This is a genomic window from Mycobacteriales bacterium, assembly GCA_035550055.1.
Lineage (GTDB): Bacteria > Actinomycetota > Actinomycetes > JAFAQI01 > JAFAQI01 > DASZTV01.
Window position 1 is genome coordinate 1 of the sequence record DASZRO010000088.1, and the last position, 13,978, is coordinate 13,978.

General features: G+C 68.9%; 13 protein-coding genes. 4 read left to right on the forward strand and 9 right to left on the reverse strand.

What is annotated here, in order from left to right; all coding sequences use genetic code 11:
* Both VG899_13190 and VG899_13195 read right to left on the reverse strand, forming a co-directional pair.
* Positions 1 to 341: DNA polymerase ligase N-terminal domain-containing protein (locus tag VG899_13190; GenBank protein HWA67309.1), on the reverse strand; the 341-nt coding region annotated here is incomplete at its 3' end.
* A 9-nt stretch (positions 342 to 350) separates the two neighbouring features.
* Positions 351 to 3,056, reverse strand: a complete 2,706-nt coding sequence (locus tag VG899_13195; protein HWA67310.1) for a UPF0182 family protein — start codon at positions 3,054 to 3,056, stop codon at positions 351 to 353.
* Between the two features lie 31 nt (positions 3,057 to 3,087).
* On the opposite strand from VG899_13195, the gene VG899_13200 reads away from it, so the two are divergent.
* Complete coding sequence (locus VG899_13200) at positions 3,088 to 3,870, forward strand: adenylate/guanylate cyclase domain-containing protein (protein ID HWA67311.1); 783 nt, start codon at positions 3,088 to 3,090, stop codon at positions 3,868 to 3,870.
* Here the strand turns inward: VG899_13200 and VG899_13205 are convergent.
* From VG899_13205 to VG899_13220, 4 genes are read right to left on the reverse strand one after another with little or no spacing between them, the layout of a single operon-like run.
* Positions 3,854 to 6,709, reverse strand: coding sequence for a penicillin acylase family protein (locus tag VG899_13205; protein HWA67312.1), 2,856 nt, complete (start codon positions 6,707 to 6,709; stop codon positions 3,854 to 3,856). The genes VG899_13200 and VG899_13205 overlap by 17 nt on opposite strands.
* A gap of 11 nt (positions 6,710 to 6,720) precedes the next feature.
* Positions 6,721 to 7,461: a methyltransferase domain-containing protein gene (locus VG899_13210; GenBank protein ID HWA67313.1), complete on the reverse strand. Its 741-nt coding sequence runs from the start codon at positions 7,459 to 7,461 to the stop codon at positions 6,721 to 6,723.
* The gene (purU, locus tag VG899_13215; protein ID HWA67314.1) at positions 7,458 to 8,300 is read right to left on the reverse strand and encodes a formyltetrahydrofolate deformylase; all 843 of its coding nucleotides are present in this window, start codon (positions 8,298 to 8,300) and stop codon (positions 7,458 to 7,460) included. The genes VG899_13210 and purU overlap by 4 nt, the downstream gene beginning before the upstream one ends.
* A gap of 23 nt (positions 8,301 to 8,323) precedes the next feature.
* The gene (locus VG899_13220) at positions 8,324 to 8,887 is read right to left on the reverse strand and encodes a YceI family protein (protein HWA67315.1); all 564 of its coding nucleotides are present in this window, start codon (positions 8,885 to 8,887) and stop codon (positions 8,324 to 8,326) included.
* 104 nt (positions 8,888 to 8,991) lie between these two features.
* On the opposite strand from VG899_13220, the gene VG899_13225 reads away from it, so the two are divergent.
* Both VG899_13225 and VG899_13230 read left to right on the forward strand, forming a co-directional pair.
* Positions 8,992 to 9,510: a MarR family transcriptional regulator gene (locus tag VG899_13225; GenBank protein ID HWA67316.1), complete on the forward strand. Its 519-nt coding sequence runs from the start codon at positions 8,992 to 8,994 to the stop codon at positions 9,508 to 9,510.
* Positions 9,507 to 10,004: an amino-acid N-acetyltransferase gene (locus VG899_13230; GenBank protein HWA67317.1), complete on the forward strand. Its 498-nt coding sequence runs from the start codon at positions 9,507 to 9,509 to the stop codon at positions 10,002 to 10,004. The genes VG899_13225 and VG899_13230 overlap by 4 nt, the downstream gene beginning before the upstream one ends.
* Positions 10,005 to 10,022: 18 nt before the next feature.
* Here the strand turns inward: VG899_13230 and VG899_13235 are convergent, their stop codons facing one another.
* The 3 genes from VG899_13235 to VG899_13245 are packed head-to-tail and all read right to left on the reverse strand — an operon-like array spanning position 10,023 to position 12,265.
* Positions 10,023 to 10,733, reverse strand: coding sequence for a PIG-L deacetylase family protein (locus VG899_13235; protein ID HWA67318.1), 711 nt, complete (start codon positions 10,731 to 10,733; stop codon positions 10,023 to 10,025).
* Positions 10,734 to 10,749: 16 nt separating this feature from the next.
* Positions 10,750 to 10,950 carry a hypothetical protein gene (locus tag VG899_13240; protein ID HWA67319.1) on the reverse strand — a complete coding sequence of 67 codons (201 nt, stop codon included), beginning with the start codon at positions 10,948 to 10,950 and terminating at the stop codon, positions 10,750 to 10,752.
* A gap of 28 nt (positions 10,951 to 10,978) precedes the next feature.
* Positions 10,979 to 12,265: a DUF222 domain-containing protein gene (locus tag VG899_13245; protein HWA67320.1), complete on the reverse strand. Its 1,287-nt coding sequence runs from the start codon at positions 12,263 to 12,265 to the stop codon at positions 10,979 to 10,981.
* Between the two features lie 79 nt (positions 12,266 to 12,344).
* Here VG899_13245 and VG899_13250 point away from each other — a divergent pair.
* Positions 12,345 to 13,978 (forward strand): UvrD-helicase domain-containing protein (locus VG899_13250; protein HWA67321.1); only part of this gene is annotated, 1,634 nt, incomplete at its 3' end.

The following is a 13,978-nucleotide window of genomic DNA, read 5'->3' on the forward strand; positions in this document are numbered from 1 at the left end:
CCGTACTGGCCGGCCGGGATCACCCCTTCGAAGTCGACGTACTCGAGCGGGTGGTCCTCGACGTGGAACGCGGCCCGTCGAATCGACGGGTCCAAAGTCGGCCCTTTCGGCACCGCCCAGCTGACGAGCACGCCCGCCACCTCGAGGCGGAAGTCGTAGTGCAGCCGACGGGCGCGGTGACGCTGGACGACGAACCGGAGCGCGGCCTCGCGCTTCCCGCGAGACCTCGCCGTCGCGCGGCGCTTTTGCCCGGCGGGCTCACTGGTCTTGGTGAAGTCGCGCTTCGCGCGATACGAGCCCAGCAGGCCGGCGGACTTGGTAGCTGACCCGGCGCGACCCACACCGACTCGCTACCCCGACGGCTCCGAGGCATTCGCGGCGAACGCTTGGCTGACGGCTTCGGTCAGGTCCGACCCGAAGCCGACCTTGCCGTTGCCGTAGATGGCGGCCACGTGGCGCAGGATCGGGAAGCCGTTCGGGCCGGTGGCCTGGGTGTAGATCGGCTCGATGTAGAGGATCTCGCCGTCGAGCGGCATGGCGAGCAGGTTGCCGAGTACGACGCTGGAGTTGCCGGTGCGCTCGAGGCTGAGTGCCTTCGCGATCCGCGGTGTCGACTCGATGTCGTTCTGGATCTGCGCCGGCGCGTCGACGATCGAGGTCGACGGCAGCTCGAGCAGCGTGAAGTGGCCGTAGTCGGGTGACCCGGCCTGCGCGTCGACGGAAAGGAAGGCGGCGAGGTTGCGCTTGTTCTGCGTGACGAGCGGCGAGGACAACGAGTACACCGGCGCCGAGACGTCGTCGGGCGACATCGTGAAGTACGCCGACGGCAGCGGCGGGGAAGCGGTCGGGACCTTCTTGCCGAGGGCGGTGCGCTTCGTGCCGCCTGCGGTCGTCGGGTCGTTCGGCACCTGCCAGAAGTCGCTGCCGCTGTAGAACTGGCTGGCGGTGGTGACGTGGTAGCGCGACAGCAGACTGCGCTGCACGCTGAACAGGTCGGTCGGGTAGCGCAGGTGCGGGAGCAGCGCCGCGGGGATCTCGTCCTCGGGCTTCACCAGCCCGGGGAACGCCTTCTCCCACGTCTCGAGGACCGGGTCGGGCTGCACGTCCTGGTTCCACGCGTAGAGCGTCACGGCGCCGGTGTAGGCGTTGACGACGGCCTTGACCGAGTTGCGCATGTAGTTGACCGACGTGTTCGGCTGGATGACAGAAGCGCCGTTCTTGTTCAGCGACGTCAGCGTCGTCGACCGCAGGTTGACCTGTTGGGAGTAGGGATAGTTGTTCGACGTCGTGTAGCCGTCGACGACCCAGTCGATCTGCCCGTCGGCGACGACCGGGTAGACGTCGCCGTCGAGGGTGAGCCAGGGCGCCACCGCTGCGACTCGCGCCCGCGGGTTGCGGTTGTAGAGCAGCTGCGAATCGGAGTTGATCTCGCTGGAGAACAGGATGCTCGCGCTGCGCAGCTTCCAGGCGTAGAGCAGCCGATGGAAGAACGAGCCGACCGGCACACCGCCGCCACCGGTGTGCGTGGTGGTGACGTTGCCCGATCCGTTCGTCGCCGGCCGGTCGAACTCGCGCGACTTCGTGCCACCCACGATCGAGTACGACGGCGAGCTCTGCCCGTAGTACACCTGCGGTCGGGTGACGGTGGGCACCCCGGACTGCGGGACGTTGCCCGCGGTGTAGGAGGGCTGGCCGTCGTTCACCTCGCCGGTCGGCGCCGCCACGACGCCGTACCCGTGGGTGTAGACGACGTGCTGGTTGGTCCACGTCTGCTGTGACTTCGGCAGCCCCGACAGGTTCAGCTCGCGCAGCGCCAGCTCGACGTCGGTGTCCTTTCCGTCGACGAGGTAGTGGTCGACGTCGAGAGTGGACTTGAAGCCGTAGAAGGCGCGTTGCTGTTGCTGGACGGTGAACGTCGGCGACATCCGGTTCGGGTCGAGCAGCCGGACCTGGTCGTTGGCGGCCAGCCCGGCGAGCAGGTCCTTCGACGTGGCAGCGGTCGTCCCCGGCAGCGACGCGACACTGACGTCGCCGGCCAGCCCGAACGCCTGCCGGGTCGCCGTGATGTTGCGGGCGATGTACTTCGTCTCCACCGTCGACGCGCTCGGCTTGGTCCAGAACTGCTGCACCAGACGCGGCACCGCGATGCCGCCGACGAAGGCGCAGCCCGCCATCACGGCAATCGCGGTCACCAGCAGCTTGTTGCTCTGCACGGCGACGTTCGCGAGCAGCAGCAGCGCGCAGATCGCCGCGACGACCATCAGCGCCAGCTTGGCCGGGATGACCGCGTGGACGTCGGTGTAGGAGGGACCGGTCACGACGCCGCGATTGGAGGTGGCCGTCGCGAGCCGGTCCAGCCAGTAACCGAACACCTTGAGGGCGAGGTAGAGCGCGAGCAGCAGCGACAGATGGATCTGCAACGCGCGCGACAGCCTCGGGCCCTTGCCCCGTGGCCGCAGCGCGCCATAGGCGTACGCCGTCACGAGCAGCACGATGATCGCGGTGCCGACCACCCGGAACAGCAGCGTCAACACCAGCCGGTGCAGCGGATAGGTGAACAGGAAGTAGGAGATGTCCCGGTGGAACTGCGGGTCCTTCTGGCCGAACGGGACCGCGTGACGCCACAGCAGCCACGTCTGCCAGCCGCTCGCCGCAGCGGACCCGGCCTGCACGGCGAGCACCACCACGATCACGGTGAACAGCAGCTTGCGCAGTCGACGCTCCAGCCGGCTGAACAGATATCGCCAGCGCTGCCGGGTGGGGTCCGGGTTGAAGTCCGGGCGCTGCCGCACCGCCACGACCAGCGTGTGGCCGACCGCGGCCGCCATGAGGGCGCCGAAGGTCACGAACAGCAGCGCCTGCGTCCAGAACCTGCGGGTGTACGCCGACTCGTCGCCGATCGAGCGGAACCACAGCAGGTTGGTGTCGATGCCGACGAGCGCGTTGAGGGCGTAGCCGATGGCGATCAGCACCAGCACGACCGCGGTCAGCACCAGGATCAGCTGGCGTCTGCTGCGTCGAGGCGGTTTCTGCCCAGCATGGACCGCCTCTGACACCGGGCAAATCTATCGCGGGCATCATGAAGGAATGCGCAGATCCGCTCCGATGCGCGGCATGCAGGCCATCGACAAGAACCCGGTGCTGCTCTCCGTCGTACGACGGTTGCGTGAGTACCTACCGGGTGATGAGGACTTCGGTGACCCGCTGTCGACCGCCCGGTTCGGACACGTCGCGACGGCCAACCGGCAGTGGACCGAGCTCACCGAGAAGCGGCCGGGGGTGGTCCGGGAGCTCGGCAGGGGCGCCCTTCAGGTCTGGCAGTCCGTCCTCGAGGCGAGGGGCGAGGACTACGGCGAGCAGGAAGTCACCGTCGTGTTCACCGACCTCGTGAAGTTCTCCGACTGGGCGCTCGAAGCGGGTGACGACGACGCGCTGCGACTGCTGCGTGAGGTGGCGGCGGCGATCGAACCGCCCGTGCAGCGGTACGGCGGCCTGGTCGTCAAACGGCTCGGCGACGGGATGATGGCGATCTTCCCGACCCCGCAGAGCGCCTTCGAAGCGATCGTCGAGGCCAATGCCAACCTGAAGACGGTCAAGGTCGGCAGCTACCGCCCGCGGATGCGCGCCGGCATGCACACCGGCAACCCGCGCAAGCTCGGCGGTGACTACCTCGGGGTCGACGTCAACATCGCCGCGAGGGTCGCCCAGAAGGCGACCGGCGGGGAGATCCTCGCGTCGCAGTCAGCGGTCGCCGAGCTCGACCCCGCCCGGGTCGCCAGACGCAAGAAGCGGTCCTTCGCGCTGGTGCGCGCGAAGGGCGTCCCGGACGAGCTCGAGGTCTACGCGGTCAGCCCTACCGGTAGCCCTTAGCGGGCCGATGTGCGGGGAACTGGACGACCTGCTGGAAGGTCGGGCGGTTCTGCCAGTCGGGGAAGGGCTGACCGACGATGCCGAGCGGACGGAAGTGGATCGCGTCGTACTGCGGCATCGACTCGTGCTTGTCGCCGGTCGCCTTGCGGTCGGCCAGCAACGCGCTGTCGACGGACCACCTCGCCACGTCGGCCGTCCCGTTCTCCGAGCGCAGGGTGCGATACACGTGCAGCAGCGCTGCGCGGATCGCCGCGGCACACGTCGCCGGGCCGCCGCCGCACCACTTGCTCGTGATCACCGACGTGAACGGGTCGAGCGGGTGCTGCCCCCGCAGCTGCTGCAGCGTCTTCTGCAGGTAGCCCTCCCAGCCGCCGTCGTACGCGCTGCCGAGGTGGGCGTCGCCGCTGTTGGGTGTGTTGACGAACTGCATCGGCAGGATGCTGTACCCGCTCGTCACCGCGCCGCCGGTGCTGCCCTGCCCGCCGATCCCGCCGGCGCCGAGCAGCCGGTTGTAGACGGCTTCGATCAGCTCCGGTTCGAGCTCGTCCATGATCGCGACCGCGGCGTGCGCCTGGTAGAGCGCGGCGGACGGGTTCGCCCGCTTGCGGTGCGCACCCGCGGCGTACCACTTCGCGAGAACGCCGAGCATCTTCCGCACGCCTGCCGGCAGCTGCTGCCCCTTCTCGTAGCCGAGCAGCTGCGGCAGCACCGTCAGCCCGTCGAGGTCCTGGCTGGCGGCAGTCTCCATCGCCTTCACGACGTCGGCGCGGGTGAGCCGGTGATGGGTGATCCGGATCTGCTTCTTCAGCTGCGCGACCAGCATCTGCGACCGGTACGTCGGCCCGTACCCGTACTGGTCGTCGGCGGCGGAGAAGCCAGGCGCCGGCTTGTTGTTCCAGCTGACGAAGAACCCCTGCTTGGGGTCGGTCTCGTGCACGTGCCGGCTCGCGGGCAGGAAGCCCCGCCACTCGGCGTCGCCGGTTCCCCACGTCGGCAGGTTCGGGTCGGCACCCTTCGCGCGGATCGGGTCCCGTCCGCTGACGAAGTACGCCGCGTGCTTGTCGTCGACGTAGAACCAGTTGAACGTGTACTGGATCTTCGCGGCGCCGCGCTCCCAGGACTTCACGTTGTAGGTGAGCTTCGGGTCGCCCCACTGCAGGAAGCCGGCGACCGAGTCGACGTCGTGGTTGTAGGTGCTGCGCTGGTTCACCACGGCGACCGGCTTACCGTCGACGGTCGTCCAGCCCTGGACGACGCCGTGGCGGGTCAGGAAGATCTTGTGGTCGATGGTGACCGGCGCGCCGAGACCGCCGGGCTTGGTGAGGGCGGTCTCGCTGAAGTCCTCCGCCGTCATCGGAACGCACTTGCCGTCGAACTCGTACGACGTGCCGGTGGCTGACGGCTTGCCGCCGCCTGGCGAGCAGATCTTCTCGATCCGCTGGTCGATCAGGTCGCTGCCGGCCGATGTCGCCGACCAGGCGTAGTCGACGCCACGGCCGAGCTCGACCAGGCCGGTCCCAGGGAACGACGCGCCTTCGGCGTGGTAGTCGGGAGCGCTGATCTCCTCTTGCGAGAGGATCTGCGGTGCGAAGTAGCTGACCTGCGGGCCGAACACCGCGATCGGGTGGTGGGCCTTGGTCTCCTTCGCGTCCACCACCAGCGCGTTGCTCATGTGGTTCGGCGTGTCCTGCAACGACGCGATGCCGGCCAGCGCGGTGAGGTTGGGTGAGGTGAGGTTGCAGTTCGGGGTGGTGTCGGTCGGACCACCGATCAGCTTGGCCGTGTCGGGGATCGCGGTGAGCTTCGGGTTGGGGTGGTTGACGATCTCGTACGGGAAGCGCTTGCCGATCACGGTCGTCTGCGCACCCGGGTCGTTCTGTTCCTTGAACTCGGTGAACGCCTTCGCGCCTGCCGCGGCACCGAGGTGCTGGCGCAGGTAGGAGTACAGCGCGGCGTTGGCGACCTCGATGCCGCCGCCCTTGCCGAAGATCCCGCCGATCAGGCCGGCCACGTCGACTACGTCGCCCGGCGTCCACTTCTGCGGCAGCCCGACCGCCGCCACGTAGTCGGCGTCGAGCAGCGTCGGGTTCGTCTGCGTCTTCGCGATCCAGGCGTTCACGCCGTCGACGTACGCGTCGAGCATGTTCTCTGCGAGCTGGCCCTCCTTGCCGTACTCGCGCGGCAACGCCTCGACCTGCGCGGTGGCCTGGGCAGAGGTGTACGGCGCGAGCAGGAGCTCGTCGTGGTCCATCTGCTCGTCCGAGCACGACGGCCCGATGAACTCGCTCAGCGTGCCGGCGCCGTAGTGCCGCAGCACGTCCATCAGGAACAGTCGGTCCTCGGCCTGGGCGTACCCCGCCCCGAAGGCGGCGGCCTCGTCGGTCGCGCCGTAGATGTGCGGCACGTCGTTCGCGTCGCGCACGATCTTGACCTGGCCCGCCGGGTACTGCGCGCTGCTCGGGTCCTCGGTGCGGATGACGTCGCCGGGCTTCACCCCGAACGACTCGTCGTCGTAGTACTTGTCCAGCGTGCCATCGGTCAGCGTCGGGTAGCCGTAGAGCAGGTTCTCGTACTTCGCCAGCTGGTTCTGGCTGTACGGCGGGCGCTGCTTGGCCAGCTCGAAGTTGGCGAGCTGCGCCCCGGTCACCGAGCCGTTCTCACCCGGCGGCAGGATGCTCATCGCCTGACCGTGGGCGTAGTCGCCGGCCCGGTAGGCGCTGCTCGGCAGCCGATAGTGCGCGCCGCCGGCACCCGCGAGCGCAGCCGCCGGAACGGCGGCGAGTGCTGCGGTGACAGCAGCGGCAGAGAGCAGGACGACGACGCGACGGGTTTTCGGCACGAAGAGCAAGACTATTGCGTCGCTGTCGGCGCTTTCTGGGACGTCCAGGATTCGCAGATGAAGGACAGCTCGAACTCCCCGTCGGGCATCGCCGCGCGCGCCTCGGCGAGCACCCGGTCACGTTCCTCGTCGCCGGCGAGGATCATCACGCTGGTGGACCTGATGAACGCCTCCACGCGCGCCCAGGTGTAGCCGAGCCGGTAGCGCGTGAGGGTGCGGCGCGGCGTCGAGAACAGGTCGCCGGCGGTGAAAGGCGGCTTCGGGTCGTCCAGCATCCGCGCGCTGCACTGGTCGATCATCGCGATATCGGACAGCCGCAGGCTCAACGGATCTGACGCGTCGAGCAGGTTCCACATCGGGGTCAGCGTGCCGCCGGCACGCAGCACGCGGGCGCACTCTGCAACCGCGCGCGGCACGTCGAACCAGTGCCACGCCTGGCCGACGAAGATCGCGTCCACGCTGGCGTCCGGCAGCGGGATCTCCTCCGCGGCGCCGGCCACGGCGCGAGCTCCCGCCGGGATCAAGGCGCGCATCTCGTCGGAGGGCTCGACCGCGACCACCGACAGGCCGAGCTCGAGCAGCCCGGCGGTGAGTGGTCCGGTACCGGCAGCGAGGTCGAGCACCTCGACAGCGCCCGCCGGCAGGCAGCGCTCGATCACCTCGCGCGGGTACCCCGGCCGGCCCGCGGCGTAGCTCGCCGCTCCGGCACCGAACGAGGTGCGCCTGGCTTCCCAGCTCGGCTGTGCGGTCACGCGAACACGACCGTGCGGCTGCCGTCGAGCAGCACCCGGTGCTCGAGATGCCAGCGGACCGCGCGGGCCAGCGCGACGCATTCGAGGTCCCGGCCGGTGGCTGCCAGCGACGCGGGGTCCTGCTGGTGGCCGACCCGGGCGATCTCCTGCTCGATGATCGGGCCCTCGTCGAGGTCCGCGGTCACGTAGTGGGCGGTCGCGCCGATGAGCTTCACGCCGCGTTCGTAGGCCTGCTCGTAGGGACGGCCCCCGCGAAAGCTCGGCAGGAACGAGTGATGGATGTTGATGATCCGGCCGGGCAGCGCCGCGCACAGCTCCGCGCTGAGGATCTGCATGTAGCGGGCGAGCACCACCAGCTCAGCGCCGGTCGAGTCGACGAGGGCGAGGATCTGCTTCTCCTGCGCGGGCCGGGTGTCGTTGTCGACCGGCAGGTGGTGGAACGGTACGCCGTACGGCGTCGTCAGCGACTCCAGGTCGCGATGGTTCGACACGACCGCCGCGAGGTTGCACGGCAGGTACCCGCTCTGCCAGCGGTAGAGCAGGTCCGCCAGGCAGTGGCCCTCTCGCGACACCATCACCACGACGTTCGGCCGGTCGGCCTGCTCGTGCAGCTCCCACGTCATCGCAAACCGCGCCGCGACGTCGGCGAAGTCGAAGCGAAGTGACGACGGCTCGACGGGGGAGTCGATGTGCACTCGCATGAAGAACGTCGAGGTACGCGGGCTCCCGTACTGCTGGGAGTCGAGGATGTTGCAACCGCGCTCGGCAAGGAACCCCGAGACGCCATGCACGATCCCCGGCTTGTCGGGACAGGAAAGCGTCAGAACCAGCTCGGCCACGCGACAAAGCGTGGCACGACGACCTACTTGCGTCGCACTGCGGCGATGTCGAACTCGAGCTTCACCTTGTCCGACACCACCATGCCGTCAGCGAGTGGCATGTTGAAGCTGACCCCGAAGTCGTTGCGGTTGATCTGCGCCTTGCCTTCGAAGCCGAGCCGGAAGTTGCCCCACGGGTCGTCGGCCGCACCGGTCAGCTCGAGGTCGACCGTCACCGGCTTCGTCACGCCCTTGACCGTGAGGTCGCCGGTCAGCTTGAAGTTCTCGTCGTCGACCCGCTCGGCCTTGGTGCTGACGAACGTGATCGTCGGGTAGGTGTCGACCTCGAGGAAGTCGGAGTTGCGGACGTGGTCGTCTCGCATCTGGTTGCCGGTGTCGATGCTCGCGGTCTGGATCTCGACCTTCGCGGTGCTCTTGCTGACGTCGTCGGCGTCCACGTGGATCTCGCCGGTGAACTCCTTGAACGCGCCGCGCACGGTGGTGACGAGCGCGTGCTTGGCGGCGAAGCCGATCCGGGTGTGGGCCGGGTCGAAGTCGTAGTCGCCGCTGAGCGTGGTCGCGGTCGCTTCGGTCGTCTGGGTGGTCATGGCTGCCTCCGGGAGATGACGGGTACTTACTTGCATCTGCAACAAACCCTACGACAACTTTATTGCGTCTGCAACTACCTTACGGGAGGCCGTATCCTCGGGACATGGCAAGGCCAAGCGTCCGCCCGCTCGACGAGCGGGAGATGAGCGCGTGGCACGCCCTGATCCGGGCCCACAGCAAAATCATCAGGCGGCTGGAGGCCGACCTCGAGACCGAGCACGGTCTGACGCTGCCGGCCTACGAGGTCCTCGCCCACCTGTCCATGGCGCCGGAGTCGCGGCTGCGGATGAGCGAGCTGGCCGTCCACGCCGTCCTGACGCCGAGCGGGCTGACGCGGCTGGTCGACAAGCTCGCCCGGGAGGGCCTGGTGTGCCGGACCCGGTGCAGCGGCGACGCGCGGGTCGTCTACGCGGTGTTGACCCCGCTCGGGCGCAGCCGGCTGGAGGCGGCGTACCCCACTCACCTGCGTGGCGTGCGCGAGCAGTTCATCGACCAGCTCTCGCCGCAGCAGCGCGACGCCGTCGCCGAGGCGCTCAACGTCTTGCTCGCCAAATGCCCGGCGGAGTGTGCCGCAGCGGTCGAGGAGTGCGAGGCGGCACTCGTCGCCGAGTCCGGCCTGTGACCGTCACGGTCCGTGGCGCGCGCACCGCCGACGTCGCCGCCATCCGGCGGTTCCTGGACTTCTACGCACCGAAGCGCATCCTGCTCGACAAGCCCACCGTCACCCTCTACGAGGACGTCCAGGAGTTCGTCGTCGCCGAGGTCGACGGGGAGGTGGTCGGCTGTGGTGCGCTGCACGTCCTGTGGGCCGACCTTGCGGAGGTCCGCACCGTCGCGGTCGATCCCGCCTGTCAGCGCGCGGGCATCGGCCACCATTTGCTCGAGGCGCTGATCGCCCGCGCCCGCAACCTCGGCGTACAGCGCATCTACTGCCTGACCTTCGAAGTCGAGTTCTTCGCCTCGCACGGGTTCCAGGTCATCGAAGGGGCGCCGGTCGAGCCAGAGGTGTACGAAGAGCTGCTGCGCTCCTACGACGAGGGCGTCGCCGAGTTCCTCGACCTGGAGCGGGTCAAGCCGAACACCCTCGGCAACACCCGGATGCTGCTGGAGCTGTAGCCAGTCGAGCAGTAGTCCTCAGGTGACGCTCATCACCCAGAACGCCTCCGCGTAGGAGCTGTCGGGCAATCCGGCCGCGATCGCGTTGCCGCCGTTCCAGTTGTGCAGCAGCAGGTGCAGCTGTTCAGGGTCGGAGATCTGGCTGGCGTGGCGCAGCAGCGCCGCCTTCTTTCGCTCGAACTGCTTGGTGATGTCCACGTAGTGGTTCTGTCGCGGCCCCGCGGTCACCCAGACCTCCTGGACCGTCCACGCCTCGAGCTCGCCGATCGAGTCGGCGAACGTGAACGGGTTGCGCGAGTCCGGGTAGACCGCGCACATGGTCGCCTCGCCCGCGGCGAGGTGGTCGGGGTGGCTGCCGTAGATCCGTTCCCAGTTGCGTTCGGGTGACTGGGTGACGACTCGCTGCGGGCGTACCTCGCGGATCACCCGGGAGATGTCGCGGCGCAGGTCGAGGGAGACCTCGAGTCGGCCGTCGGGATAGCCGAGGAAGCGAAGATCGCTGACGCCGACCTCCGCGGCGGCCGCGCGCTGCTCGCTCTCCCGGATGCCGGCGATCTCCGCGCGCGGCACCGACGGGTCGAACCCGCCCGCATCACCGCTGGTGATCATGCAGTACGTGACGGCGATGCCGGCGTCGGTCCACGCCGCGACCGTGCCGGCCAGCCCGAAGTCCACGTCGTCGGGATGCGCCATGACGCAGAGCACCCGCTCGATCTCGCTGTCGTCCATCACCACGTCGGCGAGGCTAGTCCGCGCTGTCGTCCCAGTCGTGAGCCGACTCGCGACCGCCGTTCGCGACGATCGCAGCGACTGGTGGAATCGCCAAGGCGACCGCTGACATCACGATCGCCGCCGTCGTCGAGACCAGCCACACCCAGCTCCACGCCATGACGATGAGGAACAGGCAGGCACCCATCAATGCGAGGTAAGGGCGCTTGCCGGGCACGGTGATGACATTCCCACGTGGCGCGCGGCTACGGCCCGAGGCGGTAGTCGTGCGGGTCGATGCGGAGCGTCTGGCCGGCCGGGCTGGTCCAGGTGACCGAGCCGTCGGGATCCTTGCGGTACGTCCAGCCCGCGTGGGTCTTGCCCCGATGCCATCTCCGCTCGAGCGGGGTGACGTTCCACGGGTCGGTCGTACCGCCGTCGTCGTAGGGCCGGAGGTGGTCCATGTCGCAGCCGCCAGCCGGCACCGACGAGTACGGCGCAGCGCTGGTGCGGTGCAGCGCGATGAGATGGTCGGCGAGCGGTGGCGGCACGACGTACGTCGTTCGGCCGTAGTGCAGCAGGTGACCGTCGGCCGGATCGATGACGAGCCGGCGCAGCGGCGAGCCGTCGGCGAGCAGCTGGATCGCGGCTGCGGCCGGGATGAAGCCGTAGCCCGGGATCTCCGCCGGATGGCGCGCCAGGCCGAACAGCGTCGGGGCGTCGACGCAGACGTCGAGCACGATCGCCCGGCCGTGGCGGCGCGGCGCGTCCGGAGAGGTGAGATAGCGGGTCGCCCATTCGGCGAGACCGGCGAGCTTGCGCGTCGCGCTCGTCCCGCCCTGCGCCGACTTCGCCGCCCCGGCACAGGCGTTCAGCGCGGTGTCGACGAGCGCCGTCATCTCCAGCGGACCGCGCAGGTACAGCTCGCCCACCCCGTCACCGAGGTCACGATGGTCGGCAATCGCTTCCCGTCGGGCGGTCGTTGCCCGAGACGTGAACTGCGGGTCGAGACGGGCGAGCCAGCGCCGCAGGCTCGCCTTGAACAAGGTCAGGTCCTGGCGGTAGGCGTAGCGCAGCAGGTTCGCCTCGATCTGCTGCGCAACCTCGTCGTCGAGATGCGCGACGCCCTCGCTGAGGGCCAACGCCTGCGCAAGAGTGATCTGCCCGACGGTCATCGCCGCATGAGTGGCGGACAGCCGTCCCGCGAGGTCTCGGGCGAAGGCGACCTGGCGGTCCGCCGAATAGATGCTGAGGCGGGACGCCACGGCGACCTCGTGCTTGCCCCAGTCCTCGCGCGGATCTGCGGGAAGCGGTCCGGCGACGGCCGCGGTGTAGCGCAGGCGCACCGACTCGGCGTGCGCGGCGATCGCCGCGAGCTGCGCGAGCGCGGACACCCGAGCGGACTCGGACAAGCCTTGCGGGTCTGCGCCGGCGAGCAGGTTCAACGCCTCCCCGCAGGCGCCGATCTGCTCGGCCATCAACACCGGCCAGTCCGCGGTCGCCCCGTCGTCGGGGGGCTCCGGCGACTCCGCCGCAACCACGGTGTCGAACATGCGTTCGATAATATGAGCCGCCTACGACAGGAACGGCGGGCCGATGAAACTGCGCGGCGGACATACCCTCGACGGGCCGATGACCACGCTGTTCGACGACGACGCCCTCCCCGAGCCGGACCGCGAGCCCGAGCGCCCGTCGCGACCGCGATTCGATCCGGAGACCTTCCTCGACGGGCTCAACCCCGAGCAACGCAAGGCCGTCGTACACGAGGGCGGCCCCCTGCTGATCGTGGCCGGAGCCGGCTCCGGCAAGACGCGGGTGCTCACCCACCGCATCGCCTGGTTGCTCGGTGAGCGGCACGTGCAGCCGGGGCAGGTGCTCGCGATCACCTTCACCAACAAGGCCGCCGGTGAGATGAAGGAGCGGGTGGCCAACCTCGTCGGGCCCCGCGCCAAAGCGATGTGGGTGTCGACGTTCCACTCGGCGTGCGTTCGCATCATGCGTGCCGAGGGCAGCCGGCTCGGCTACACGAGCAGCTTCTCGATCTACGACCAGGACGACTCGCGCCGGCTGATGACCACCGTCGTCCGTGATCTCGACCTCGACCCGAAGCGGTTCCCCGCCCGCTCGATCGCCGCGCAGGTCAGCAACCTCAAAAACGAGCTGATCGACTTCGAGGACGCGAAGGCGCGCGCCACCAACCACATCGAGCGGACGGTCGCGGAGGCCTACGAGCGCTACCAGGACCGGCTGCGCCGGGCCAACGCGCTCGACTTCGACGACCTGATCATGACCTCGGTGTCATTGCTCCAGCTCTTCCCCGACGTCGCCGAGCACTACCGCCGCCGGTTCCGCCACGTGCTCGTCGACGAGTACCAGGACACCAACCACGCGCAGTACGTCCTCGTTCGCGAGCTCGTCGGCGGCGGCGAGGACGCAGCGGAGCTGTGCGTCGTCGGTGACGCCGACCAGTCGGTCTATGCCTTCCGCGGCGCCACCATCCGCAACATCCTGCAGTTCGAGGAGGACTACCCGAACGCCTCGGTGATCCTGCTGGAGCAGAACTACCGATCGACGCAGACGATCCTGACCGCGGCCAACGCGGTGATCTCGAAGAACCCCAATCGCAAGCCGAAGCGGCTGTGGTCCGACCAGGGCGCCGGGGAGAAGATCGCCGGCTACGTCGCGGACAACGAGCACGACGAGGCGGCGTACGTCGCCCGTGAGATCGACCGGCTGCACGACGAGCACGGCGTGCGCGCGTGCGACGTCGCGGTCTTCTACCGGACCAACGCGCAGAGCCGGGTCTTCGAAGAGGTGTTCATCCGGGTCGGCCTGCCGTACAAAGTCGTCGGGGGAGTCCGGTTCTACGAGCGGCGCGAGGTACGCGACGCGCTCGCTTATCTGCGGGCGATCGTGAATCCCAACGACACCGTGTCGTTGCGGCGGATCATCAACGTGCCCAAGCGCGGCATCGGCGATCGCGCCGAGGCGTCGATCGAGAGCTTTGCCGAGCGCGAGCGGACCACCTTCGCCGATGCGATGCACCGGGTCGACGAGATCTACGACCTGGTGCCGCGATCGGTCAACGCGATCAAGGGGTTCGTCGAGATGTACGACGAGCTGGCCGCGATGACCGAGGACAGCGCGGGTGACGTCCTGGAAGCGGTCCTCGACAAGTCGGGGTACCTGGCGGAGCTTCGCGCCAGCGCCGACCCGCAGGACGAAGGGCGGGTCGAGAACCTCGAGGAGCTCGTCTCCGTCGCGCG